This window comes from Virgisporangium aurantiacum (assembly GCF_016863635.1).
Lineage (GTDB): Bacteria > Actinomycetota > Actinomycetes > Mycobacteriales > Micromonosporaceae > Virgisporangium > Virgisporangium aurantiacum.
In genome coordinates, this window is record NZ_BOPG01000021.1 from 81937 (window position 1) to 106796 (window position 24860).

The following is a 24860-nucleotide window of genomic DNA, read 5'->3' on the forward strand; positions in this document are numbered from 1 at the left end:
GGGGAGGCGGCACACACATGGAGCTGCGCGACATCGAGATCTTCCTGACGCTCGCCGACGAGCTGCACTTCGGCCGCACCGCCGAACGGCTGCACGTGTCACAGGCGCGGGTGAGCCAGGCGATCAAGATCCAGGAACGTCGCATCGGCGGCGTGCTGTTCGAGCGCACCAGCCGCGCCGTGGCGTTGACGCCGCTGGGCCGGCAACTTCGCGACGACCTCCGCATCGGATACGACGCGATCCGCACCGGCCTGACCCGGGCGACCCAGGACGCGCACGGCCTCGCCGGAACCGTGCGCCTCGGTGTGATGGGGCTCGTCGGGCACGAGATCCGCGACGTGATCGACGAGTTCGCCGCCCGCCACCCGAACTGTGACGTCGCCCTGCACGAGATCGCGGTCAGCGAGCCCTTCACCGCCCTCCGGGCCGGCGCGCTCGATCTCGCCCTCGTGTGGCGACCGGTCCGCGAGCCCGACCTGGCCGAGGGCCCGGTCCTCCTCACGGAGGGCCGGCTGCTCGCGGTGTGGGCGGGCCACGAGTTGGCCGATCGCGGGTCGGTGTCGATGGAGGACTTCGGCGGTCGCCTGTTCGTCGATCCCGCTCCGCCGAGCCCCGACTACTGGGTCCAGTCGATGCTGCCGCGCCTGACCCCGGGCGGCCGGCCGGTCCCGCGCGGCCCCGTCGCCGCCACGTTCCACGAGATGCTGACGCAGGTGGCGGCCGGCCGGTGCCTCAACCCGATGGGAGAGCACTGCTCTCGGTACTACTCCCACCCCGGCGTGGTCTTCGTCCCGATCCACGATGCGCCGCCGACCGAGTGGGCCCTGGTGTGGCGCACCGCGTCGCTGAGCCGGCGCGCCCGGGCCTTCGTCGAGGTGGCCGAGTCGTTGGGCCCGCGGCGGTACGCGGCGGCGGCGCTCACGGCGCGGTGAAGGGTCCGGCCCGGTTCGCCAGGATCGCGGCCTGCGTGCGCGACGACAGTTCCAGTTTGCGCAGGATGTTGCTCACGTGCGTCCGCGCGGTGCGTTCGCTGATGTACAGCGCCGCGGCGATGTCGCGGTTCGCCCGCCCCTCGCCGACCAGCGCCAGGACCTCCCGCTCGCGCGAGGTCAGCCGGCCGAGCAGGGCGACGTCGGCGTCGGTCGGTGGTTGCGGCCCCGGCGCACTCCCGGCCATCGGTGGATTTGAGATGACGCGCGTCAAAGCGGGCGCCGTTGATGACGGCTCGTCGGCCGAGACGTGCCCGTGCGCGTCCACCGGTCCCGGCCGCCACCCGACGCCGGCCGCCCACACCAGGTGCAGCAGCACCGCCGTCGCCCACGCGAGGGCGAACCACAGCGGCCACCAGTAGTCGGCGCCGTAGTCGCGCGGCGGCGGGTGCGGGTTCCGCACGACGAGCCACACCAGCACCGTGGCGGTGGTGATCACGGCGAACACCAGGGCGTGCGCGCGCCACCCGCGATCCCGCCACGCGCGCCGCAGCGACCGGTCGGCGGGCAGGTCGGCGAAGACGCGGCCGAGTTCGGCCCGGGTCCTGGCCGTCCGCACGGCGGCGGACCGGTCGCGCACCTCGTTCGCGGTCAGGCGGCCCGCCGTCTCGTGCTCGGCCAACCGCTCGACGGCGGCGGCCCGATCGGCGTCGCTGAGCCGGTGGTGACCGTTCACCGTCTCATCGTCGCAGGTGGCTGCCTACGTCATTCGTCTCAGGTCACGACGCCGATGCGGCGCCCGCCGCCGGCCGGTCACGGTGCCCACATGGACCTGCGCACGGTGCCCAACCTCATCACCGCGATCCGGACGGTCGCCGCGGTGATCCTCGCGACCTACGCGATCACCCGACCGGGCGCCGTCGCGACGACCGCCGCGTTCCTGACCTACTGGGTGGGCGACGTCCTCGACGGCTTCGCCGCCCGACGGCTGAACCAGGAGACGCGGGTCGGCGCGGTGGCCGACATCGTCGCCGACCGGGCCTGCACCGCACTCTGCGCGTCGGCGCTCCTGGTCCTGCGTCCCGACGCGTGGCTGCCGCTCGCGATCTTCCTGCTGCAGTTCATGGTGATCGACTGCATGCTGAGCCTGTCGTTCCTCCGCTGGCCGGTGCTGGGCCCGAACTACTTCGGCGCGGTACACCGGGGGGTGTACCGGTGGAACTGGTCCCCACCGGCCAAGTCCGTCAACACGGCCGGTGTCGTCGGGTTGATCCTGGTCACCCCGTCGCCGATCTGGCCGGCGGCGTTCGCGGCGCTCATCGCGGTCCTCAAAGGGTTTTCCCTGTGGACGGTCGCCCGCCTCCCCGCGGACCCGGCATGACGCCGGAGGCGGTGTTGTCCGCATTCGCCGTGGCCGCGTTGTCGGCGTTCGTGCCCGTGACACCGGTCGAGCCGTACCTGGTCGCCCTCGCCGCGGGCGGGCAGCCGATGGTGGCCGTGGGCATCGCGGCGGCCGCGGGCCAGACCACCGGCAAACTGGTGATCTTCCTGGCCACGAGGGCCACCCTCCGGTCCGGAACGGTACGGGGATGGGCGTCCCGGCTGGCCGCCCGGTACTCGCGGCGCTCCCCCGCCGGGCCCGGCCGCCTCCGCGCCCGGCTGCGCCGGTTGACCGCGCTGCTCGACCGCCCGACCCTGGTCGTGCCGACGGTGCTCCTCAGCGCGGTCACGGGGGTGCCGCCGCTGCTCGCGGTGTCGGTGCACGCGGCCCGCACCCGGGTACCGGCGCTGGTGTTCGCGCTGTGCTGCCTGGCCGGCCGCGCGATCCGCTTCCTCGCGGTCGCGTCGATCCCCGGCCTCCTGTGAACCCGCTGCCCGTCCCGCTGGGTGAATTGGGCATACGTTTGCGTAGTCGCAAGGTGCACCATGGGTGTCATGAACTGCCGCCCCGAACCGGGTCCGCCGGTGCCGCGGGCCGAGCTGGTCGGCGTCACCGCCAGCGGATACGCGGTGCGCGACGGGCCGCCGGACGGCGACATCATCGTGCTGTCGCACGACGACGCGGCGGCGTTGATGGGCCTTCGCCCGGCCGATCTGTCCGATCTTGCGGATGACGAATGGATCATTCCAAACCGTTGACAGGTCAGCGCCGGGCTCGCGCCGCCCGGGTGAACTGGTCGTCGAAGAGCCGCGGGAACGGGATCATGCGATGGCGATCGCGCCAGGGGGCGGCCTGGCGCACCGCGTTGCAGCCCGCCGCGGTGATTATCCGGGACGCGCGGGCGAACAGCGGCCACGCCGGATACACGTCCAGCCGGCGCACCCGCGGATCCTCGATGCCGGGTGGTGCCACGAGCACGAGCCGCCGGGACGACGGCGGCAGGCCCTCGGCCGCAGCGGTCTCCTCGGCGTAGGCGATCAGCTCGGCCACCTCGGCGGCCGGTCCGGAGTGGACGATCAGCCAGGCGTCCCCGTCGAGCGCGGGCACGTCGGCGGGCCGGGGATCGACGAGGTCGAGCGGCGCCATCGCGGTCGACACCGCGGCGAGGTCGGCGTGGTGCTCGCCGGTGAGCGGCTCCACCGTCCACGTCTGGTCGTAGCGCGGGAGCGGGCGGGTGGCGACGGCGCGGTAGCGCGTCCACTGGAGCAGCCGCGCCAGGTGGGTCGTCGTCCGGATGGACGCCGGCAGCGCCGACGGCGTGAGTTCGCCGTACAGGCCGCCGGGGAAGGCGTCGACGATCAGTTCGGTCGGGGCGAGCTCGGCCAGCGCGGTGAGGTACGAGGCGCCGGGCGGCACCTTCACCGTCCTGTGTGGACCCACGACGCGCGGGTCGCCGGCGTGCGGCGACGACGTGAGGATGACCGCGTCGCGGCCGGGGCGCATCGCGTGCAGGAACGCCCGCACGCGGGTGAGATGCCCGAGCCCACCGCCGGCGGCATAACAGGCGATCACGTCGCCGTCGACGCGAGCACCCGCAGGTACCCGTCGACCTCCCGCCGCGGGTGGTAATCCGTGCGCACCCGCTCGGCCGCGGCGGCGCCGAGGGCGGCCAGTTCGTCCGACGTGGACAGTGCGGCCCGGTGCACGGCGGCCCGGCACCCCGCAGCGTCGCCCGCCGCGAAGCGGAAGCCGATGCGGTCGTCGACGAGGTCGGCCAGCCCGCCCGCGTCGGAGGCCAGCAGCGGGATGCCGAGCGCGGCCGCCTCCAGGGCCACGTTGGGCAGCCCGTCGTAGAACGAGGGCAGCGCCACCACATCGCAGGCGGCGTAGACGGTGAGCAGCTCGTACCGGTCCAGGAACGGGAACGTGCTGTACCGGATGCGCTCCTGCCCGCCCAGCCAATCGGAAACGGACGGCTCCACCTCACCGGCCAGCACGAAGTGCAGCCGCTCGGCGTGCCCGCCGGCCAGTACGGCGTCGAGCAGGAACCGGACGCCCTTCTTGTTCTTCAGCTGTCCGATGAGGCCGACCGTGCGGAGACCGGAGCCGACGTTCTCCGCCCGCCACGCCGCCGCCTTCTGCCGCTCCGACGGCAGCACCTCCCAGCCGCCGCGGTCGATGCTGTTGCCCACCACCGTGACCGGCACGCCCGGCGCCACCGCCGACACCAGCGGCGCCGTGCTCCCGGCCACCACGCACACCCGCGCCGACGCCCGCAGCGCGGCCAGCACCAGCGCCTGCCGCCGCACCGAGAACATCCCGGTGTCGAAGTCGTTGCCGCGCAACAGGGTGACGAGCGGCGCGCCCGCCCACGCGGCGTACACCGGCGCGGCGAGCAACGGGTACGTGCCGCCGAACGCGACCACGTGCGTGTAGGACCGGGTCAAGACGGTCCACAGTAGACGGAGGGCGTGCTCGGGGTCCTCCCCCAGCGGCACCGTGACCAACCGCCCGCCGAGCTCGTCGCCCACCGAGAACGGAACCGGACGGCGGCTCAGGTGTGCGACGTCCACCTCGACGCCCGCGGCGCGCAGGCCGCGCACGATCCGGTCGCACGACTGGGCCATGCCGCCCCGGCTGGGCGGGTAGTTCTCGGTGACCCACAGCAGCCGCATCAGCTGTCAACCAGGCTGTCGTCGCCGCCGCCGTCGGCGTCGTAATCGGTCTCGTCGCCGGAGTCCGGGTCGAACGGCGCGCGGTCGAACGAGTTGAGGATCGTGAACATGCTCGCGTCGCCGAAGTCGCCGGCGCTGGCCGAGCGGAAGCCGCGCCGGTGGTGCGACGACCCCGCCTGCGGGTTGCCGAAGAACCCGCGCTGCGCCGCGCAGTCGGGACAGAGGCCCTGCTCGGCGACGTGGATCGCGCAGATGGGACGGCCGCAGGACGGGCACCCGGCGACCGGCGGCCGCCCGCACCGGCGCAGCACGAAGAATCCTGTGGTGACCGTGCACGGCGTCATGGGGTGGTCCACCGGAACGTCTCGGCCATCACGGACAGGATGAAATGCACCTGGTGCTCCCCGCCGGGTATCCGGTCCAGCCGTCCGGTGACGGTCAACTGCGCACGGCGTCCCGGACGCATTTTCACGCGCATCCACGACGGCGGCCGCGTCGCCGGACGGACCCCGGCCACGCCCTTCGGCAGCGCCCTCGTCACCCGGATCAGCTGGACCTCCTTCTTCTTCGTCTTGGTCTTGCTCTTCCCCCGCGGGTTCACCTTGTGCACCCGGCGGTAGCGGATCCGGTCGACCACCGAGACGTCGATCGTGCTGCCGTCGCGCAGCGATGCCCGGACCCGCAGCCACGGGTCGACCTCGTACCACAACATGGCCGAGCGCACCGGACGTTGCACCGGAAGCTGGTGCCGCGGCCCGGTCTTCTCCGGCAGGCTCGACCCGCGCAGGTCGGCCGTGATGGCCACGGCGCCCGCTCCCGGCACGTCCTGCATCACCACGCCCACCAGCGGGACGATCACGCCGAACGTGCGCGGCGGCAACGACCACTTCGACCGTTTCACGACCGCGTCGTGACCCCGCATGCTGTGCAGGATCGCGTCCCAGCCGGTGCGGTCCTGGGTGGTGTAGAGCACCCGGTGGAACGCGACCATCTGGTGCATGGGCTGGAACTTCTCGATCGCATCCCGGGTCTTCCGCCAGAACATGCAGGCACGCTATCCGACGGTGGCGTCGTACACGGCCGCAAGACGCGCCCGGGCGTGCGCCCACGTGAAGTTGTCGGCGATCCGGCGGCGGGCGCGGTCGGCGAGTTCGGCCGCCCGTTCCGGATACTCCAGGACGATCCGGATGGCGCGGGCGAGTTCGGCCGGCCGGTCGGGCGGCACGAGGCGGCCGTGCTCGCCGTCGGTGATGAGCTCGCGCACGGCGGGCAGGTCGGAGGCGACCACCGGCACGCCCGCGGCCATCGACTCCCACACCTTGAGCGGGCTGCAGCCCTGGGTCACATTTCTCGGTGACGCCGTGAGCGGCGCGACCGACACCGCCGCGTGCGCCAGCCAGCCGGCCACCCGGTGATGCGGGACCGTGTACCGCCACTGCACCCGGTCGGCGATCCCGAGCCGGTCGGCGAGCCGGCGCAACGGGCGGGACCGCTGCCGGGGCACCGACGAGCAGACGACGAGCGTCAGGTCGTCGAGGTCGGCGAGCCGGGTGAACGCGCGCATCAGCACGTCGACGCCCTGCCACGGCTGCAGCGCGCCGACGTAGACGAGGTACCGGTCCGGTGCGTCGTCCGGCCTGGGCGGGGTCGTTTCCGGGATGTCGGCACCGTTCGGGACGACGTGGACGTTCGTCGCCCCCCGCTCCTCGACCGCGCGCGCGATGACCGCACTGGGTGTGATCACCGCGGCCGCGTGTCGAAAGCAGTGACGCTCGATGTCGCGCAGCTTGTCGAGCGTCGACGGGGCGACCCTCGGCCAGGCGTACGGCAGTTCGATGGACGGCAGCCCGTTCGCCTCGTAGACGAGTTTCGCGTCGGTGGTTCCGATCGCCGGCACCGCGCCCCACGGGTCGCGGACGTGGCACACCTCCAGGGTGTCCCGGTGCGGCGCGAGGCGGTCGGCGACCCACCCGGAGAACGCCTCGGCCCGGTCGATGAGGTTCGGCACCGGCTCGTCGAAGCGGACCACTTCCAGGTTGTCTTCGCGCTGGTAGCGGGGCAGGTCACCGCCGCCGAGGACGCACAGCAGCCCGCCGCCGTAGCGGTCGAAGAGCTCGCCGGCCATGTGCCGGATGTGCACGGCCGACCCCTTGGTGGACGGGAACCGGTCGAACGAGATATACGCCGCTCTATGCATTCCGGTGCCACTCCAGTTGGCGTTTCAGGCCCTCGTCGAGGTCGGTCCGCGCGGTCCAGCCGAGGAGGCGTTCGGCCCGTTCGGTGGCCGCCCAGGTGCGGGTCACGTCGCCCCGGGCCGGCGCTGTGTGCGTCACCGACAGTTCCTCCCCACCGGCGAGCGCGAGGATCCGCCGGGCCGCGTCGCCGATCGTCACCGGAACCGGGTGCCCGACGTTGATCGCGATCCCCGACGGCAGGTCGGCGGCGGCGGCACTCATGGTCGCGGCGACCACGTCGTCGACGAACGTGAACGCGCGGGACTGGCTGCCGTCGCCGAACACCGGCAGCGGCCGGCGGCTCAGCGCGGCCGTGAAGAACCGGTGGAACGCCATGTCCGGACGCTGGCGCGGACCGTAGACCGAGAAGAACCGCAGGATGACGGTGTGCACCCGGGCCGCGCGGGCCAGGTCTTCCGCGAGTCGCTTGGAGTGACCGTAGGGGCTCTCGGGACGCAGCGCGTCGTCCTCCGCGCACGGCCGGTCCGCGGACCCGTAGACCGAGGACGACGACGCCAGGATCACGCGCGTGCCCGTCTTCGCGCACGCGTCGAGCAGCCGGCGCGTGGTCTCGACGTTGTCACGGTGCGTGGCGGCATCGCCCCACGAGGACCGCACACCGGGCCGCCCGGCCAGGTGGACGACCACGTCGGCGCCGGCCAGCCCGGGCGGCTCCTCTTCGGCGAGGTCGACCCCGATCGGCGCGCGCCCCGGCCTGTCGACGGCGACGACCTCATGGCCGGCGGCGGCCATGGCCTCGGCGACGTGGCTCCCGATGAAGCCGGCCGCGCCCGTCACCACTACCCGCACGGGTGCGAACTCTACGGCGGTGCCGGTACGGTGACGCCGTGGCGGGCGAGCTCGTGGTCTTCGGCAGCCTGAACCTCGACCTGGTGCTGCCCGTCGGCGCGCTGCCCGCGCCCGGCCAGACGGTCCTCGGCGGCGACCTGCGCCGCTACCCCGGCGGCAAGGGCGCCAACCAGGCCGCGGCGGCGGCCGGCCTCGCGGGCGGGCGGGTGCGGCTCGTGGGGCGGGTCGGTGCCGACGCCGAGGGGTCCTTCCTGCTCGCGGAGGCGGCCGCGGCGGGCGTCGACGTCTCCGGGGTGCTCGCCGACGCCGGCGCCACCACCGGGCACGCGCTGATCCTGGTCGACGGGCAGGGCGAGAACATCATCGCGGTCGCGCCCGGTGCGAACGCCCGCCTCGACCACACCGACGCCGCGCGGGCGACCGGCCCCCTCGGCCCCGGCGACACGCTGATCTGCCAGCTGGAGGTCCCGGTGCCCGCGGTCGCCGCCGCGGTCCTGGCCGCCCGCGCGGCGGGAGCGCTGGTGGTGGTCAACGCCGCACCCGCCGTCAGCGTGCCGGCGGCGCTGCTGGCCGACGTCGACATCCTGGTGGTGAACGAGTCCGAGGCCCGCGCCATCGGCACCGCCGACCCGGCCGCGCTCGCCGCACGCACGGGCTGCGCCGTCGTGGTCACGCTGGGCGGCGACGGCGCGGCCTTCGCCGAGCCTGATGGTGGACGCGCGGGCAGCGCGCCGAGCTACCCGGTCGACGTCGTCGACACCACCGGGGCCGGCGACGTGTTCGTGGCCGGCCTGGCGGTCGCGCGTCACCGGGGAGCCGACCTGGCCGGGGCGGTCGCGTTCGCGGTGGCCGCGGGCGCCCTGGCGGTGACCGCACCCGGCGCCCGGGTCGCCGGCCTCTCCGCCGCGCGGGTCCGCCGCCTCATGGGGTAGCGGGTCAGCGGCGCATCAACGCGAACACGCCCCAGCCGAGGTAGCGGCGCTGGTAGCGGACGTGGTTCAGCGGCGCCGTGTCGAGTTCGGCCCGCAGTTCGGGGGCCAGCTCGTCGTCGGGGTTGTCGTCGAGCCAGGTGCGCACGGCGAGCCACTGGGCGGCGACGTAGCGGTCCCAACTGTCGGTGTCGGCGAGCACCATCTCCACCAGGTCGTAGCCCTGCTCGCCGAACGATTCCACCAGGCCGGGCAGGTCGTGGTACGCGTCCCTGGACCGGGCGTGACAGCCCTCGACCGCCTCCTGGTCGGGCGGGTCGGCCCGCCAGAACGGCTCGCCGACGAGCAGCAGGCCGCCCGGGCGGAGGCTGCGTTCGAGCAGCGCCAGTGTGCCCGGCAGGCCGTCGCCGATCCAGGTTGCCCCGATGCACGCGGCCACGTCGACCGGTGCCGGTGCGACGTAGCCGGCGGCGTCGGCGTGCACGAGCGTCACCGTGTCTTCGACGCCGAGTTCCGCGGCGCGGGACCGGGCCGCCGCGAGGAAGGCGGTGCTGATGTCGACGCCGGTTCCGGTGACGCCGTGGTCGCGGCTCCACGTGCACAGCATCTCGCCGCTGCCGCAGGCCAGGTCGAGAATCTCCGTGCCGGGCCGCAGGCGCAGGGCGCGACCGAGGGTGGCCAGCTTCGCGTCGTCGAACGGATTGTGGATGCGGTGGTGACGCTCGCGGATCACGAACTGGCGGGGCAGATCCATCAACGGAACCTAGCGGCGCCCCGGAGTGGAAGCATCTGGTTATCGTGTGGGATCAGATGTGCCGTGACGTCCACCGATGAGGGGTCCAGGGAATGAGTGAGTACGACATCAACGTCGATGCCGACGGCGATGGCCACTGGGACGACCACACCGTAGAGTCAGACGGTCACGGCGGGTACAACGTCTACGTCGACCAGAACAACGACGGGCGGGTCGACTTCGTCGGTCACGACACCGACGGCGACGGTCTCCTCGAGTCCGGCGCGTACGACAACAACTTCGACGGCAACTTCGAGTCGCAGAACGTCGACACCAACGGCGACGGCTGGTTCGACCAGCAGCACACCGACCGCGACGGCGACGGCCGGTTCGACGTCGCGTACGGCGACACCAACGACGACGGCCAGTGGGACCGCACCGCGGAGGACACCGACTTCGACGGGCGCGCCGACACCTTCGCGGCCGACCGCAACTACGACGGCGACACCGACTGGCAGGCCCGCGACAACGACGAGGACGGCCAGTACAACACCGTGACGACCGACTCGGACTACAACGGCACGTACGACACCACGCGCTTCGGCGACCAGGAGACCAACCCGTACGCCAGCGCCTGATCGATCAGCGGGGGCGGCGCGGTCACACGTCCACCGTCAGTTGGACCGTCACCACGTCGCCCTCGTCGACGGCCTCCGCCTTCCGCACCGACGCCTTCACCGGAACGATGTAATTGCCGTCCTTGGGCCACAACGAGGTACGCCAGTCGGTGCCGCCGATGCGCGCCGTCACCGGGATCATCCCCCAGCCGTAGCTCACCTCCGCCGACGCCGACCCGATCGCGGCGCACTCCTTCTCGGGGACGGTGACGAAGTACCACGGCGCCGGCCCCCGCCAGAACCACATCTCGCCGCTGAACTCCAGCTCCATGGTTTCCAGCATAGGAAAGTTCGCGCCCCACTATGCTTCCCGTCGATGACGGGGTTCGAGCACATACACGTGTCGCACCACCAGTTCCTGGTCCTCGCCGGGAGCGGACCCGGCGACCTGTCGCTGTACAGCGTCGGCGACCGGCTGGTGCAGCTCACCGGCGCCGACACGCTCACGGTGCTCACCGGGCCGCACTCCGCGCCGGTCCGGGTTCGGGTGACGCTCGGCCGCCCGGGTCCGCTCGACGGTTGGGACGCCGCGAGCGAGGCCACGCTGTTCTGCGACCGGGGCCGGCTGTCGGTCGGCGGGCCGATGGGGCACTACCCGGAGGCGTTCCGCGGGCTGCCGATCCAGGCCGGGCTGGTGCGGATCCGGGTGCACGCGCGCAACAGGCGGTCCGAGGACGAGCCGGAGGACCCGGCGCACCCCGAGGAGTACGAGGTGTTCGCCTGGCCGGTGACGGTCGCGCCCGCGCTCACCACCATCGAGGACGACCTGTACGGGTTCAGCGCGGACCCCCACCGGAACCCGGCGATCTGGGCGCTGGAACACCTGCTGGCCGCCGCCAACCCGCCGGCGACCGACGCCCGGCTGCGCCGGATGTCCCGCGAACCCGAGTGGCGGTACCCGCGGGTCGAGATCAGGCGGGCGGCCGCACACGTCGACATCCGCCGGTTCGGACTCACGCCCGACGGCGACGACCTCGTGCTGCCGGTCGGCGACGCCGAACTCCGGTTCCGGCCCGGAGCCGCACCGCCGGGCGGATTCACGGCGACGGTGCGGTGGACGACGCGGCCCGGGTCCACTGTGGAGGTTCCCGACCGCGAACCGTCCACTGTGGAGATTTCCGCCGACGGCCTCGTCCACCGCGGCGTAAGAGCAGAGGACGCCGTTCCGCTCGGCCTGGTGTGGGACTACCTGCTCGCCCGCACCGGCACCGAGCCGGGACACCCGTGGGAGCCGGTGTTCGCCGCGGCCGCGGCGGCAGCCGCCCGACGCGCGGCGGAGACCCGGCGCCGCCGGGAGGCGTCGGAAGTGCGGCGGTGGGGTGGGCGCATGCCGTCACCCCGGATCCGCTCGCTCGCGGCGAACACCCACCAACTCTGGAGCCTCGACCCCGACCTGGCCGAGGCGATCGCCGCCACGACGTCGGACCGGCAGCGCGCGGTGGCCCGGTGGGCGGCCCGGCGGGCGTGCGCCGTGGCCGGGTTGGACACCGTCGACTGGATCGTCGCGGCGCTGGCCGCCGTCGACAACGACGAACCGCTGCCGTTCACCGACGACGCCACCGCGTTCAACAGATTGTTGACGGACCCACGGACCCCGCGGACCACGGTCCGGGCACCGGACGGCCGGCCGAACTGGTCGCAGCAGGCGCTCGCCTTCCCGGCGGTGCTCGCCGCGGCCCGGCCCGACCCGCTGGCGGCCGCGCTCGAGGCCGTCGGCACCACGGCGTGGGCCTACGGCGACGCCCATCCCCGGTTCCTCGCCGAGGCGCGCGCCTTTCTGGAGACTTCGTCGAAGGGCTAGAGTTTCCTCCGTGAGGCGTACGTCCAGGGACATCCGGGTCGCGAACCGGTTCGAGGTACTGCGGCACATCGTGGCCGCCCGGGGCGAGTCCCGGTCGGTGTCGCGCCAGCAGATCGCGACCGACACCGGGTTGAGTCTCGCGACGGCGGCGAACCTCGTCGGCGAACTGCTCGACCTCGGGCTGCTGGTCGAGGTCGGTTACCAGGACTCCAACGGCGGGCGGCCGCGCGCGCTGGTCTCGATCAACCCCGACGGCGGGCGGTTGGTCGGCATCGACGTGGCCGAGACGTACGTGCACGTCGAGGTGTTCGACCCGGCGTTGACCGTGCTCGCGAGCGTCGAGGAGGAGTTGCATCCGGAGGAGAACCGGCCGGAGCAGGTGGTGCGGCACATCGTTTCCAGTTTCGAGGCCGCGAACGTCGATCCGGCCCGGGTGCTGGGCGTCGGCATCAGCGTGCCGGGCCAGGTCGACACCGACGGCGGCGTCTCCGTGTTCGCGCCGAACTGGAACTGGCACGACGTGCCCCTGCGGACGTTGCTGGCCGGCGAGCTGAACCTGCCGCTGTACCTCGACAACCCGTTGCGCGCATGCCTGGTGGCCGAGCTGTGGTTCGGCGCCGGACGCGGCCGGCAGGACGTGGTGGTGGTGAACCTCGGCACCGGCGTGGGCGCCGGCCTCGCGTTCGGCGGCGAGCTCTACCGCGGCGCCACCAACAGCGCCGGCGAGTGGGGCCACACGACGCTGGTCGTCGACGGACGGCTCTGCCACTGCGGCAGCCGCGGCTGCGTCGAGACGTACGTGGGCGCGCCCGGCATCATGCAGAACCTGCGGGACATGGCGCCGACGAGCCCGATGCTGCACCCCGACGACCAGACCGCGACGATCGCGGCGCTCGCCCGCGGCGTCGCCGGGGGCGACCCGGTGGCGGTGAAGGTGGTCACCGAGACCGCGCGGTACCTCGGTGTCGCGGTCGCCGACCTCATCAACCTCGTCAACCCCGAGGTGATCGTGTTGAGCAGCTGGGTGGCCGCCCAGTTGGGCGGGCCGCTGCTCGCCGAGGTGCGCGCGGTGGTCGACCGCCACGCGTTGCGCCGCCCGCGGGCCGCCACCGACATCACGCTGAGCGCGCTGGCCGGCAACCCGGTGAGCCTGGGCGCGGCGACGTTCGCGCTCAAGCGCTATCTGAGCGCGCTGCGAACCCCGTTGAGATCGTGAGGGCGCCGGGGTTCAGGACGGTGCCCAGGACGTCCACCGGAACCTCGCCGTCGTTGGCGACGAACGTCCACTCGCGACCGTCGGCGTGGCGGCGCTTCACCGCCTCCACCCACCGGGGCGGGTCGCACAGCACCGGTTCCACGCCGGCCGCGCGCGCGATCCGTTCCAGCAGAACGCGGAGCGCGGCGTCGTCGAGGTGGGTGGTGAGGTAGTAGGCGGTGCCCCGCCGGGTGAGCGCGGGCGCGCCCGCCAGCGGACCGTCGGCGTAGGTGACGAGGACGTCGGCCGTCTTCGCGGTGGCGAGTTCGGTCCAGACGCGGCCGCTCGTGCCGTCGCTGAGCGCGACGCGCCGGCCGTCGGGCAGCGGGAAGAACTCCTCGACGCGCACGCCGAGCAGGTCGCTCCAGACGCCGTACCCGTTCAGCCGGATGTGGTCGTGCTCGTCGACCACGCCGCTGTACGGTCCGATGAGGACGGTGCCGCCACCGTCCACATAGGACACCAGGTTCGCGGCGTCGGCGTCCGACACCAGGTGCAGCGCCGGCACCAGGATCAGCCTGTACCGCGCGAGGTCGCCGCCCGGCGGGGCGAAATCACAGGTGACGGTCGCGGCGCGCAACGCCGCGTGCCACTGCTCCGTGATCCGCACCGGATCGAGGTCGACGCTCGGCTGGCTCGGGTGCGCCTGCGCCCAGATGCTCGCCCAGTCCAGCAGGATCGCGGCGTCGACGACCACCTCGCTGCCGGCCACCTCCGACAGGCCGGCGAGGTCGGCGCCCAGCCCGACCACCTCGCGCCACACCTTCGTCTCGGTTCCGGCGTGCGGCACCATGCCCGAGTGCCACTTCTCGGCGCCGGCCCGCGAGGCGCGCCACTGGAAGTAGAGCACCGCGTCGGCGCCGCGGGCCACGTGCCCCAGCGAGTCGCGGCGCAACTGGCCGGGCGGCTTGGCGAGGTTGCGCGGCTGCCAGTTGACGGCGCTGGTCGCGTGCTCCATCAACGCCCACGGCCGGCCGCCGGCGAGCGACCGGGCGAGATCGGCGACGAACGCGAGGCCCGCGTAAGGGTCTTCGCTCTCCCCCAGGAGGTAGTGGTCCATCGACACCAGGTCGACCTCGCCCGCCCACGACCAGAAGTCGACGCCCCACCGGTCCAGGAGGAAGTTCGTCGTGATCGGGATGCCCGTGCTGTGGCGGCGGATCGCGTCGCGCTCCGCGCGGAAGCAGGCGAGCAGTTCGTCGGAGGAGAAGCGGTAGAAGTCCAGCAGTTGGGTGGGGTTCGGGAAGCTCGGGGTGCGCCGGGGCGGGATCACCTGGTCCCACGCGGTGTACCGCTGGGACCAGAACGCGGTTCCCCACGCGGTGTTGAGCGCATCGAGCGTCGTATATTTCCGGACGAGCCAGGAGCGGAAGGCCGCCGCCGACGTGTCGCACCAGCACCGCGCGACGTGGCAGCCGTACTCGTTGTTGACGTGCCACATCGCGAGGGCCGGGTGGCCGGCGTAGCGGTTCGCAAGCTCTTCGACGAGCGCGCCGGCCGCGCTCCGGTACGCGGGTGAGCTCGGGCAGAACGTCTGGCGGCTGCCGTACCAGAGGCGGTTGCCGTCGGCTTCGACCGGCAGCGAGTCGGGATTCGCGTGGCTGAACCACGGCGGCGGCGAGGCGGTCGCGGTGGCCAGATCGACGGCGACGCCGTGCGCCGCGAGCTGGTCCATCAGGCGGTCGAGCCAGCCGAACTCGTACCGGCCGGGCGCCGTCTCCAGCATCGCCCAGGCGAACACCCCGACGGTGACGAGGTTGACGCCGGCCGCCTTCATGAGGCGCACGTCGTCGGCCCAGACCTCCTCGGGCCACTGCTCCGCGCTGTAGTCGCCGCCGTACGCGAAGCCGGGCACACCGGCGATATCGAAGGCCATGCGGCGATGTTCCATACCGGACGAGTCGCCGTCAACGGGTATACACGACTTATTCTTAGGCCTTGACGAAGGGGTGGCGGAAACCTACGCTCGCCTCACTCCACCACCCCGCAACGTTCAGACCAATCGATGCGCCACCCCCGTCGAAGGGCGTCCGAGTGATGAACGATATTTCCCGCCGTCGATTCCTGGGAACCTCACTACTGTTCGCCGGCGGAGCCGTCGTCCCCGCCGCGTTGACCGCCTGTACCACCGATCCCACCGGCTCCGGTTCCGGCGACGCGAAGGTCACGCTGAACCACTGGTACCACGAGTACGGCGAGCAGGGCACGCGCGACGCCGCGATGAAGTACGCCGCCGACTACACCAAGGCCAACCCCGACGTGGCCGTGAAGGTCACCTGGGTACCCGGCGACTACAAGACGAAGTGGCAGTCGTCGGTCCTCACGCCCGAGGGTCCCGACGTCTACGAGATCAACGAGGTCACGCCCGACATGGTGCAGCAGCAACAGGTCGCGGTGCTCGACGACATCGTCGGGTCGGCGAAGAGCGAGCTGAACACGTTCGCGCTGAGCCCGCTGACGCACAGCGGCAAGGCGTACGGCGTCCCGATGATCATCGATGTGATGCTGCTGTTCTACCGCAAGAGCCTGTTGAGCGCGGCCGGCGTCGCGCCGCCGACGTCGCTCACCGAACTGGTCGCCGCGGCGAAGGCGCTCACGAAGGACAAGACCAAGGGCATCTTCGTCGGCAACGACGGCCTCGCCGGCATGCGCAACCTGTTGCCGTTCTCGGTCGGGCAGACCGTTCTCACCGACCGGAAGGTCACCTACGCGACGCCGGAGATCGCGAGCGCGTTCACCGAGGCCCGGAAGATGTTCACCGACAAGTCGATGCTGCTCGGCTACACCACCGAGTGGTACGACCCGGGCGCGCTCATCACCGGCGCCGCCGCGATCGTGTGGGGCGGTCTGTGGGCCCTGCCGCAGATGCAGAAGGAGCTGAAGGACGACTTCGACGTGATCCCCTGGCCGGCGCACGGCGCGGGCGGCAAGCCGGTGGTGATCCTCGGCGGCTGGTCGCAGGTGGTGAACGGCAAGTCGAAGAACATCGACGCGGCCAAGAAGTACGTGCAGTACCTGTGGTTGCAGAACAACGACGTCCAGAAGGACTGGGCGCTGTCGTACGGGTTCCACGTGCCGCCGCGCGCGTCGCTCGCGGCCGCGGCCGAGCCGTTGCAGTCGGGCGTCGCGAAGAAGGTCGTCGACCTGCTCGGCAAGCACGGCACCCGCACCAACGCGTTGTGGGCGCCGGCCGTCTCCAAGCCGTACGACGACGCCGCGTCGGACATCATCAAGAAGGACGCCGACGCGATGTCGACGCTGACCGGCGCGCAGCAGCGCTCGCAGACGGCGCTCGACGCGCTCCCCAACGTGTGATGGCTCTCCGCACCGCTCCACCGTCCACTGTGGATACCCCGGCACCGGCCCGGCGGCGTAAGGGCCGGGCCGACCGCCAGGCCTGGTGGGCGTTCGTCCTGCTGACCGCGCCGCTCGTGGTCGGTCTGCTGGTCTTCAAGTACGTCGCGATGGGCTGGGGCCTGCTGCTGAGCTTCAGCCAGGCCCGCGGCACCATCGGGCTGGGAACGTGGGTCGGGCTCGCCAACTACCGGACGCTGTTCGACGACCCGCAGTTCCGGAAGTCGCTCGTGATGATCGTGGTGTTCACGATCGTCATCGTGCCCCTGACGTTCGTCATCGCGCTCGGCCTGGCCGTGCTGGTGAACCGGTTACGACGCGGGAAGGCGTTCTTCCGCACCACGTTCTTCCTCCCGGCGGCGGTGTCCTACGTGGTCGCCTCGCTGGTGTGGAAGATGAGCCTCTTCAGCGGCGTGCCGTCGAGCGCGGCGAACTCGCTCGCCGGGCTGTTCGGGCAGGAGCCCACCGCGTGGATCGCCACCGTCGACCCGCCGCTGTACTGGGTGGTGCTGGTGACCGTGCGGCTCTGGCTCCAGGTGGGCCTCTACATGATCCTGTTCCTGGCCGGCATCCAGGACATCCCCGGTGAACTGTACGAGGCGGCCCGCGTCGACGGCGCGAGCGGCGAGTGGAGGCTGTTCAAGCACATCACGTTCCCGTTGCTGCGCAACACGTCGGTGGCGGTGACGCTGCTGCTCGTCATCAATGCCTTTCAGGCGTTCGACGAGTTCTACAACCTGCTCAGCACCGGCCTCGCCGGCGGGCCGGGCCCCGACGGCCGGCCGCCGCTGGTCTACCTCTACGACATGGCGCTCGGGCAGCAGAACTACGGCGTCGGCTCGGCCGGCGCGTTCGTGGTGACGCTGCTGATCGTGACGGTGACGCTGCTGCAGAGCCGCGTCGTCGGCTTCGGGAAGGGGGACTGACGAATGACGAAACGGTACGGCTCCTACCTCGCGGCCGTCGTGTTCGCGATCCCGTTCCTCTTCCCGTTCTACCTGTTGCTGCGCAACGCCTTGATGACCCAGGCCGAGCTCGGCGCGCTGGAATGGTCGTGGTGGCCGTCGGAGATGTCGTTCCAGGGCTTCACCGACGCGTTCGAGAACAGCAGCGTGCCGCTGGGGCGCGCGCTGGTGAACTCCACGATCGTGGCGGTGGTGTCGGCACCGGTGTCGACGCTGCTGGCGTCGATGGCCGGCTACGCGCTCGCCCGCATCCGCATCCCGCTGGCGAAGCCGGTGTTCGTCTTCGTCATCGCGACCATGATGGTGCCCGGCGCGGCCACGTTCGTGCCGACGTTCGTCGTGGTCGGCTCGATGGGCGGGGTGAACACGTTGTGGGGCCTGATCGTCCCCGGGCTCTTCAACGCGTTCGCGGTGCTGCTGTTCCGCGCGTTCTACCTCCGCTTCCCGCAGGAGGTCGAGGACGCCGGACGCGTCGACGGCCTCGGCCCCCTCGGCGTGTACCTGCGGCTGGCCCTCCCGAACTCCGGCGGCCTGCTGGCGGCCCTCGGTGTGCTGGCGTTCATCGAGCACTGGAACTCGTTCCTGTGGCCGCTGGTGATCGGCCAGGACCCGGCCTACTGGACCGTCCAGGTGGCCATGTCGACCAACCTCACGTCACAGACGATCAACCTGCCCGCCCTGTTCGCGAGCGCCGTGGTGTCGGTGATCCCGCTCGCGGTGGTGTTCCTGCTGGCGCAGCGCTACATCGTCCGCGGTGTGATGATGACCGGCATCAAGGGTTGACACCTCCCGCACCGGGTATTCGGACCGCATGGCTACCGATGACAAGATTGACAATGCTGCTGAAGACCTTTCCGGCAAGGTGAAGGAAGGCGTCGGCCGCGCCACCGACGACGAGCAGCTCGAAACCGAGGGCAAGACCGATCAGGCCAAGGCCAGCGTCAAGAAGGCCGGCGAGAAGATCAAGGATGTCTTCCGCAACTGAGGTCGCGCTTTCGGCCGGTTGCCGCCCCCACGGGCGGCAACCGGCCGTTTTCATGGGAGGAAAGCCGCGGCGTGGTCGCCCGCCCACTCGCGGAAGGTGCGCGGTCGGCGGCCGGTGATGTCGGCGACGGTCGCCGTGGTCGCGGGGCGCGCCCGCGTCAACTGCTCCTGGACGCGCAGCGCGACGTCGGCGTAGGTGGCCGGCCAGCCCTCGGCGGTCAACCCGGCCCGGGCGTCGTCCTCCGACTGCTTCTGCCAACGCACCGGCCGGCCGGTCACGGCGCCGATGATGTGCGCCTGTTCGGCCATGGTCAGCACCTCCGGGCCGGTGAGCGCATAGTGCCGGCCGCGGTGTCCGTCCGCGAGAAGGGCCTTCACCGCGACGGCCGCGATGTCCTTCTCGTGGATCCACGCGCCCGCCGCGTCCGGGAAAGCGCCGCGCACGACGCCGTCCTCCCGGATCGAGGGTGCCCAGTCGAGGGTGTTCGCGGCGAACCCGGCCGGGCGGAGGACCGTCCACGACGGCGCCCCGACCTCGACGGCGCGCTCCACCTCCGCGTGGAAACGGGCGATCGGCTCCGCTCCCGGGACGCCGCCGTCGACCGATCCGGACGACAGCAGAACGATCCGCTTCGCGTGCCGTGCGATCGCCGCCACCACCGCGGGGGCGGCGTCGGCGCCGAAGAACGGCCACATCAGGTACGCCGCGTCGGCGCCCGCGCAGGCGCTGTCCAGCGATTCCGGATCGGCCAGGTCGCCCGTGACGTGGCCTCCTTTCGGACGCCGTGAGAGCGCCCGGACGTCCGCGCCCGCCGCCCGCAGGCCGGCCACCACGTGCCGCCCCACCCGACCGGTCGCGCCGGTCACCACCACTGTTGTCGTCATGGGTCCGTAGCGTGGTCGGGCCGGCTCCGGTGAGCTAGTCGATCGCCCCTTCGCGACGGAATCCGACTGGCTAGGATCATCGGTGATGGAATCCGTCGTGCTCAGCCCTGACGATCATGCTCTCGTGCACGTGCTCCGACGCGACGGACGCGCGCCGTTCAGCGCCCTGGCCGGGGCGCTGGGTGTCTCGGAGCACACGGTCGCCCGGCGTTACCGGCGGCTGCGGGCCGCCGGGGCGGTGCGGGTCGTCGGCGTCGTCGACGGCGTGCGGCTCGGGCGCCGGTCGTGGACCGTGCGGATCCGGTGCACGCCCGAGGTGGCCGCGCCGATCGCCGCCGCGCTGGCCCGGCGCGCCGACACGTTCTGGGTGTACCTGCTGTCCGGCGGCACCGAGATCGCCTGCAACACCCAGCCGGTCGACCCCGACGAGCTGCTCATCGACAAGCTGCCGCGCAGCCGCGGCGTGCTCGACGTCAGCGCGCACGAGCTGCTGTCGAACTCCGACTCCGACGCCGGCGTCGACCTCGACGACACCGACCGCCGCCTGCTCGACGTCCTCGCCCGCGACGGTCGCGCGCCCTACACGCGCCTCGCGTCCGCTACCGGGTGGTCGCAGTCGACCGTCACCCGGCGGATGCGGTACCTGGAGCGGGCGGGCGTGCTGCGGTACGAGGTCGAGGTTCCCGCCGCGGCGCTCGGGCAGCACGCCGAGGCGCGGCTGTGGATGTCGGCCCGGCCGGCCGCGCTCGCTCCCGCCGTTGCCGCGTTGAACACGCACACCGAGGTGACCTTCGCCGCGGTCACCACCGGGCCGACCAACATCGTCGCCCAGGTCGCCTGCCCCGGCCCGGCGAGCCTCTACCGCTACCTCACCGAGCGCGTCGCCGCGGTGCCCGGCGTGGACACGCTGCAGACCGCGCCCGTCCTGCGCACGGTCAAGCGGTTCAGCGTTCCGGCGTGAGGTCCACCGCGTCCTCGGCGCCATCCGGCCAGTTCACCACCACGGCGCCATCGGGGGTTGCGGTCACGTCGGGAAGGCGCGGTTCGTCCGACCCTCCATAGAGGACGCACGCAGCGGCGTACACGTGGCCGGAGCGCACGGGTTCCGCCGTCGTGACGTAGGGCACGGCCGAGTGGACGCCGAACGCGTCGACGCCGTCGCGTGCGACGACGCCTGCCACCGGTAGGTTCTGTATGCCGGTCACGAATGCGGTCAGGCCGTCCGGGCGGCGGACACGCGCGGTCGCACCGTCCACAGTGGTCGGTGGTGGCTCGGCGGCGGCGATCGCGTGGCCGCCGATGCGGAGGGTGAACGGCTCACCGTCGAGCGAGCCGTCGACGCGCACCAGGCGCACCTCGACGGCGCCGCGCAGCACCGATGCCGTGGTGACCCACGGACCGGCGCGGAACTCCGGCTGGCGCGGCGGCCATGTGACCGCCGGCGGTTCCCCGACCGGCCAGTGCGCGCGGTGCCGCGACACCGCGACCCGGCCACGGATCCCCACCGGCCGCAACGGCCGGCGGTGCGACGCGTTCCCCGCGGCGTCGATCAGCGCGACGTGACCGTCCACAAGGGACCCGTCGTACCAGGGCCCCGTGTGGGTGCTGTACGCGTGGCGGGAGTAGCCGGGGACGTCGGTGGCGAGGGTCTCGTCGGCGGCGTGGTCGGCGCCGTGGTTCACCACCCGCACGACGCCGTCGGCGCGCGTCGCCGACACCAGCCAGCCCGGCACCGGCAGCGTGACGGCGACGTCGCTCTCCTCCACCGCGAGCGGCTCCTCGACGTCTGTCCACACGGGATGGTCGGCCGGCAGCACCAGCCCGGCGAACGCCTTGCCGGACCAGTACGGCGAGCCCGCTCCGCTGTACGGCTGCCGGATCGGGTCGAACTCCCCGTACCACCCGATCGGTTGCGGCTCCGGGGTCCGGGCGGCGAAGTGCTTCAAAACCCCGCTCGCCAGCCGCCGCGTGCGGCCCGGTGACAGCGGACCGGTGTCGAACACCGCACCGGCCCACACCGGCGCCAGCGCGGCGTACCGGTAGGTCATCGAGCGTCCCTGGTGCAGTGGTGGGCCGTCGGGCGCGTACAGGTGCTGCGCCTGTTCCAGATACGCCCGCAGCCGGTCGCGATGGGTCGCGCTCGACGCGCCGGTCATCCGGCAGTACCACAGCGGATAGAAGTTCATCGCCCAGCCGGCGTACCAGTCGAACTTGCGGGCGGTCGCGCGTCCCTCGACACCGTCGGTGTACCAGCCGTCGGCGATGTACCACGAGTCGAGCGTGGCCAGGTTCCGTTCGAGTTCCCCGTCGGACGTCGGCCCGCCGACCGAACGCAGGAACGCCAGCACGACGTTCTGGAACCAGAGCCAGTTGCACTGCGGGTACGGCTGGCCGATCACGTCGGCGAGCCAGTCGACCAGGCGGGCGCGGACGCCGTCGTCGAGCGCGTCCCACAGCACGTGCCGGGACTCGTGCAGCGCCAACGCGATCGACGCCGCCTCGACCTTCGCCTGGTTCACCTCGGTCATCCGGGGCCACCGCTCGGGCGAGTGCGGATCGGTGCCGGCGGCCAGGCCCTCGGCGTACCAGCCGGCGAGACCGCCGTCGTTCGACTGCGCGAGCCGGAACCCGGCGGTGAGGAACGTCCGCGCGAACCCCTCCAGACCGTCGCTCTGCTTTCCCGACGCGCTGACCGGTCCCGGCGGGGCGATCAGCGCGTGCGCCGGCGACGCGTACGGGCGCACCGCGGCGAGCGTGCGGTCGGCGACCGCCTCCCAGTGCGCCCGTGTCCACCCGGTGTAGGGCGACAACCCGCGATCAGGCGTCACGCCCGCGCGACCGTCCCATGTCTGCATCCCGAGCACGCTACCGCGCTCAATCCGGACCACGTGTAGAGGTCACGGCTGGTCGCGGTCCAGATGCCACCGTTGGTGTAGCGGTCGATGTAGATGCGCCAGGTGCCGTCGTCCATCCGCAGCACCGACGGGCCCTCGTGCCCGGCCGCGAACAGCTGCGCCACCTGCACCCAACCGGCGGTGAGGCCGGCGGTGGTGGTCCAGTGTTCGATGTACTTCGACGTCTCGTCCTTGACGAATGCGTGGTACGTGCTGCCGACCTTTACCAGGAACGCGTCGATGTGGTTGGTGCCGAGACCCCACATCTGCGCCGGCCCGCTCCACGACGTGAGGGCCGAGTTCTGCGCCGTGTACACGTACGGGCGGAAGCAGTTGGAACACGTGGTCTGCGCGACGTTCGCGATGATGCGCACCATCGAACCCTCCACGAAGAACTCGGGCGCCCAGGTGAACCGCGTGTTCGCGATGCCCGACGGAACGCTCGCCACGTGCGTCCACGACGTGAGGTTCGTGCTCGTCGCGATGTTGAAGTACGACGAGTTCGTGGTCCACGACTGCACCGTGTACGCGATGTAGTAACGGTTGTTGTACCTGACGATGCTCGGGTCGCGGAGCACGCCGGTCGGGCCGCGGTAGTTGGTGTCGGCGAGCACGCTGAAGCTCGTCGCGTTGGTCGACTGGTAGATCCACAGCTCCTGGTCGGCCGCGCCGTCGCCCTTGAAGGTCGGGTAGACGAACGGTCCGGCGGCCCGGGCCGCCGCCGGCGAAACCACCAATGCGGTGACGGCGAGCAGCGCGACGGTGAGAAATCGTTTCATGACTGAGTCCTGCTCCACTGCTGGTTGGTGCTGGCGGTGTTGCACGGGTACTGCGAGATGTCGGTGCCGTCACCGGTTCCGGCGCTGACCACGTCGAGGCACTTGCCGCTGTGCCGCGCCCGCAACTGGAAGTAGCTGCCCACGGTGACCAGTTGGAACTGCTGGTTGGTGCCGCCGCCGCAGGTGTACTGGATGACGTTCGCACCGTCCGCTGTGGACGAACCCGCCACGTCGACGCAGCGGCCGCTGTTGGAGTTCACGATGCGGACGTAGCCGCCACCGGCGTCCTGGAACGTCCACTTCTGGTTGGCGCCGCCGTTCCACGTCCACTGCTTGATCTCGGCGTTGTTCGCGGTCGACGAGCTCACCACGTCCATCACCTTGCCGCTGTGCCGCGCGGTGACCCGGTAGTACGTCGCGGATCCGCCGCCGGTCACCGTGCCGGCCGCCGCGTCGATGGTCACCTGCGGGTACCAGCTCATGCTCATGCTGGTGGCCGACGGGAAGCTGATCGGCAGCCACACGTACTGCGAGTCGTTGACCGGGCCGCCCCACGCGCCCGCCCAGCGGTCGCCGAGGTACAGGTAGCTCGTCGTCTGGGAGCCCTGCACCGGCAGCACGAACGTGGGCTGCGAGCTGAACGTGGTGCCGTCGCCGACGTTGGTCCATCCGGTCCACGGGCCCGAGATGCTCGACGCCGTGGCGTAGCGGGCCTGGTTCGGGTTCCACCCCGTGGCGGCGGACGTGAGCAGGAAGTAGGTGCTGCCCCGCTTGAACATCGCCGGTGCCTCGCGGTGCCCGCCGGGCCAGAAGTTGCCGACGAGCGTCGACACCGTCAGGTAGTCCGACGAGAGCCGGTAGATGTGGAGGTCGTAGTTCTCGTTGGCGGCCGAGATCATGTACGCGGTCCCGTTGCCTGTGCCGCTATCAGTGAACAGCGTGATGTCCCGGGACATGTGGCCGAGCGGCCGGAAACTGCCGTGCCAGGTGTACGCACCGTCCACAGTGGACGACGACGCGACGGCCGCCCGTGCCTCGCCGTAGTCCGAGCCGTTCTCCTTGTGCATCCACATCACGTAACGTCCGGTGGAGGCGTTGTAGATGACCTTCGGCCGCTCGATGTTGGCGACGTTCAGTTCGGACGCCGACGACTGCGTCAGCACGTCACCCCGGAACTCCCACGAGACCAGGTCGGTGGACCGGTAGGCGGAGACCGCCCGGAACGTGTTGTTGGCGTTGCGGTTCTCGCCGAACCAGTAGTAGTACGAGCCGACCTTGAGCACCCCGCCGCCGTGGGCGTGCACGGCGTTGCCGGAGACGTCACGGAACTGGGTGCCGTTGGTGACGGTCAGCGGAGCGGCCACCGCCGCCGGCGCACCGACCAGAACCGCGGCCCCGGCGAGCAGCGCGGAGCACAGGATCGACAGCAACCGCATGGCAGACCTCCCAGCACATCGACAGACATGAGTGCAACGTTTCCGCGACGTTGCGTAAAGCGCACGAACAGACTCGAATCGATCCGAACTGAAAGCAGCTGATTTGTCGCCGAGAGAGACGACGGAACCGTTCAGGGTT

The 24860-nt window shown here is 71.8% G+C and carries 27 protein-coding genes; 13 read left to right on the plus strand and 14 right to left on the minus strand.

The features are described from left to right. Positions 1 to 17: 17 nt before the first annotated feature. Entirely contained in the window at positions 18 to 932 is a 915-nt protein-coding gene (locus tag Vau01_RS15995; protein WP_203992901.1) for a LysR family transcriptional regulator, read from the plus strand. Here Vau01_RS15995 and Vau01_RS16000 read toward each other — a convergent pair. Next, positions 919 to 1665 carry a LuxR C-terminal-related transcriptional regulator gene (locus Vau01_RS16000; protein WP_203992903.1) on the minus strand — a complete coding sequence of 249 codons (747 nt, stop codon included), beginning with the start codon at positions 1663 to 1665 and terminating at the stop codon, positions 919 to 921. The two genes, Vau01_RS15995 and Vau01_RS16000, sit on opposite strands and share 14 nt — an antisense overlap. 90 nt (positions 1666 to 1755) lie before the next feature. Between Vau01_RS16000 and Vau01_RS16005 the strand changes: the two genes are divergently transcribed. The 3 genes from Vau01_RS16005 (at position 1756) to Vau01_RS16015 (ending at position 3068) form a co-directional block, all read left to right on the plus strand. Beyond that, entirely contained in the window at positions 1756 to 2310 is a 555-nt protein-coding gene (locus Vau01_RS16005) for a CDP-alcohol phosphatidyltransferase family protein (protein WP_203992905.1), read from the plus strand. Then, on the plus strand, positions 2307 to 2795 hold the full coding sequence (locus Vau01_RS16010; protein WP_203992908.1) for a hypothetical protein: 489 nt from the start codon (positions 2307 to 2309) through the stop codon (positions 2793 to 2795). The genes Vau01_RS16005 and Vau01_RS16010 overlap by 4 nt, the downstream gene beginning before the upstream one ends. A gap of 99 nt (positions 2796 to 2894) precedes the next feature. Beyond that, positions 2895 to 3068, plus strand: coding sequence for a hypothetical protein (locus tag Vau01_RS16015; RefSeq protein WP_203992911.1), 174 nt, complete (start codon positions 2895 to 2897; stop codon positions 3066 to 3068). A gap of 4 nt (positions 3069 to 3072) precedes the next feature. Here the strand turns inward: Vau01_RS16015 and Vau01_RS16020 are convergent, their stop codons facing one another. From Vau01_RS16020 to Vau01_RS16045, 6 genes are read right to left on the minus strand one after another with little or no spacing between them, the layout of a single operon-like run. After that, the gene (locus Vau01_RS16020) at positions 3073 to 3882 is read right to left on the minus strand and encodes a hypothetical protein (protein WP_203992914.1); all 810 of its coding nucleotides are present in this window, start codon (positions 3880 to 3882) and stop codon (positions 3073 to 3075) included. Next, positions 3879 to 4985: a glycosyltransferase family 4 protein gene (locus Vau01_RS16025; protein WP_203992917.1), complete on the minus strand. Its 1107-nt coding sequence runs from the start codon at positions 4983 to 4985 to the stop codon at positions 3879 to 3881. Before Vau01_RS16025 ends, Vau01_RS16020 begins: the two co-directional genes overlap by 4 nt. Further along, a complete protein-coding gene (locus tag Vau01_RS16030) occupies positions 4985 to 5329 on the minus strand; it encodes a hypothetical protein (protein ID WP_203992919.1) in 345 nt (114 codons plus the stop codon). The genes Vau01_RS16025 and Vau01_RS16030 overlap by 1 nt, the downstream gene beginning before the upstream one ends. Then, positions 5326 to 6030 carry a hypothetical protein gene (locus Vau01_RS16035; protein ID WP_203992921.1) on the minus strand — a complete coding sequence of 235 codons (705 nt, stop codon included), beginning with the start codon at positions 6028 to 6030 and terminating at the stop codon, positions 5326 to 5328. The genes Vau01_RS16030 and Vau01_RS16035 overlap by 4 nt, the downstream gene beginning before the upstream one ends. A 9-nt stretch (positions 6031 to 6039) precedes the next feature. Further along, positions 6040 to 7182, minus strand: a complete 1143-nt coding sequence (locus Vau01_RS16040) for a glycosyltransferase family 4 protein (protein WP_203992923.1) — start codon at positions 7180 to 7182, stop codon at positions 6040 to 6042. Beyond that, positions 7175 to 8029: an NAD-dependent epimerase/dehydratase family protein gene (locus Vau01_RS16045; RefSeq protein ID WP_203992925.1), complete on the minus strand. Its 855-nt coding sequence runs from the start codon at positions 8027 to 8029 to the stop codon at positions 7175 to 7177. The genes Vau01_RS16040 and Vau01_RS16045 overlap by 8 nt, the downstream gene beginning before the upstream one ends. A gap of 38 nt (positions 8030 to 8067) precedes the next feature. Here Vau01_RS16045 and Vau01_RS16050 point away from each other — a divergent pair, with 38 nt between their 5' ends. Beyond that, on the plus strand, positions 8068 to 8961 hold the full coding sequence (locus Vau01_RS16050) for a PfkB family carbohydrate kinase (protein ID WP_203992927.1): 894 nt from the start codon (positions 8068 to 8070) through the stop codon (positions 8959 to 8961). A gap of 4 nt (positions 8962 to 8965) precedes the next feature. Here Vau01_RS16050 and Vau01_RS16055 read toward each other — a convergent pair whose 3' ends face one another. Continuing rightward, complete coding sequence (locus Vau01_RS16055; protein ID WP_203992929.1) at positions 8966 to 9712, minus strand: SAM-dependent methyltransferase; 747 nt, start codon at positions 9710 to 9712, stop codon at positions 8966 to 8968. Positions 9713 to 9804: 92 nt separating this feature from the next. On the opposite strand from Vau01_RS16055, the gene Vau01_RS16060 reads away from it, so the two are divergent. After that, complete coding sequence (locus Vau01_RS16060; protein WP_203992931.1) at positions 9805 to 10329, plus strand: hypothetical protein; 525 nt, start codon at positions 9805 to 9807, stop codon at positions 10327 to 10329. Between the two features lie 22 nt (positions 10330 to 10351). Here Vau01_RS16060 and Vau01_RS16065 read toward each other — a convergent pair whose 3' ends face one another. Further along, entirely contained in the window at positions 10352 to 10639 is a 288-nt protein-coding gene (locus Vau01_RS16065; protein ID WP_203992934.1) for a DUF1905 domain-containing protein, read from the minus strand. Positions 10640 to 10684: 45 nt separating this feature from the next. Between Vau01_RS16065 and Vau01_RS16070 the strand changes: the two genes are divergently transcribed. Beyond that, positions 10685 to 12169, plus strand: a complete 1485-nt coding sequence (locus Vau01_RS16070) for a hypothetical protein (RefSeq protein ID WP_203992937.1) — start codon at positions 10685 to 10687, stop codon at positions 12167 to 12169. Between the two features lie 10 nt (positions 12170 to 12179). After that, entirely contained in the window at positions 12180 to 13385 is a 1206-nt protein-coding gene (locus Vau01_RS16075) for an ROK family protein (protein ID WP_239151617.1), read from the plus strand. On the opposite strand, the gene Vau01_RS16080 is transcribed toward Vau01_RS16075, so the two are convergent. Further along, complete coding sequence (locus tag Vau01_RS16080; protein ID WP_203992940.1) at positions 13342 to 15300, minus strand: beta-galactosidase; 1959 nt, start codon at positions 15298 to 15300, stop codon at positions 13342 to 13344. The genes Vau01_RS16075 and Vau01_RS16080 overlap by 44 nt on opposite strands. Before the next feature lie 161 nt (positions 15301 to 15461). Between Vau01_RS16080 and Vau01_RS16085 the strand changes: the two genes are divergently transcribed. From Vau01_RS16085 to Vau01_RS16100, 4 genes are read left to right on the plus strand one after another with little or no spacing between them, the layout of a single operon-like run. After that, positions 15462 to 16739, plus strand: a complete 1278-nt coding sequence (locus tag Vau01_RS16085) for an ABC transporter substrate-binding protein (protein ID WP_203992943.1) — start codon at positions 15462 to 15464, stop codon at positions 16737 to 16739. After that, the gene (locus tag Vau01_RS16090) at positions 16739 to 17704 is read left to right on the plus strand and encodes a carbohydrate ABC transporter permease (RefSeq protein ID WP_203992945.1); all 966 of its coding nucleotides are present in this window, start codon (positions 16739 to 16741) and stop codon (positions 17702 to 17704) included. The genes Vau01_RS16085 and Vau01_RS16090 overlap by 1 nt, the downstream gene beginning before the upstream one ends. Before the next feature lie 3 nt (positions 17705 to 17707). After that, positions 17708 to 18526: a carbohydrate ABC transporter permease gene (locus Vau01_RS16095; protein ID WP_203992948.1), complete on the plus strand. Its 819-nt coding sequence runs from the start codon at positions 17708 to 17710 to the stop codon at positions 18524 to 18526. A 28-nt stretch (positions 18527 to 18554) separates the two neighbouring features. Next, positions 18555 to 18728 carry a CsbD family protein gene (locus Vau01_RS16100; RefSeq protein WP_203992951.1) on the plus strand — a complete coding sequence of 58 codons (174 nt, stop codon included), beginning with the start codon at positions 18555 to 18557 and terminating at the stop codon, positions 18726 to 18728. Positions 18729 to 18778: 50 nt separating this feature from the next. On the opposite strand, the gene Vau01_RS16105 is transcribed toward Vau01_RS16100, so the two are convergent. Then, the gene (locus Vau01_RS16105) at positions 18779 to 19612 is read right to left on the minus strand and encodes an NmrA family NAD(P)-binding protein (protein WP_203992954.1); all 834 of its coding nucleotides are present in this window, start codon (positions 19610 to 19612) and stop codon (positions 18779 to 18781) included. Positions 19613 to 19697: 85 nt separating this feature from the next. Between Vau01_RS16105 and Vau01_RS16110 the strand changes: the two genes are divergently transcribed. Beyond that, positions 19698 to 20573, plus strand: coding sequence for an Lrp/AsnC family transcriptional regulator (locus Vau01_RS16110; protein ID WP_203992958.1), 876 nt, complete (start codon positions 19698 to 19700; stop codon positions 20571 to 20573). On the opposite strand, the gene Vau01_RS16115 is transcribed toward Vau01_RS16110, so the two are convergent. Genes Vau01_RS16115 through Vau01_RS16125 form a run of 3 tightly spaced genes read right to left on the minus strand, consistent with a single transcriptional unit; the run spans position 20557 to position 24721 of the window. After that, positions 20557 to 22467: a DUF2264 domain-containing protein gene (locus Vau01_RS16115; protein ID WP_203992961.1), complete on the minus strand. Its 1911-nt coding sequence runs from the start codon at positions 22465 to 22467 to the stop codon at positions 20557 to 20559. The genes Vau01_RS16110 and Vau01_RS16115 overlap by 17 nt on opposite strands. Beyond that, positions 22437 to 23285 (minus strand): family 43 glycosylhydrolase, encoded by an 849-nt coding sequence (locus Vau01_RS16120; protein WP_203992964.1) that lies wholly within the window; start codon positions 23283 to 23285, stop codon positions 22437 to 22439. The genes Vau01_RS16115 and Vau01_RS16120 overlap by 31 nt, the downstream gene beginning before the upstream one ends. Continuing rightward, entirely contained in the window at positions 23282 to 24721 is a 1440-nt protein-coding gene (locus tag Vau01_RS16125) for an RICIN domain-containing protein (protein WP_203992967.1), read from the minus strand. Before Vau01_RS16125 ends, Vau01_RS16120 begins: the two co-directional genes overlap by 4 nt. Positions 24722 to 24860 lie beyond the last annotated feature (139 nt).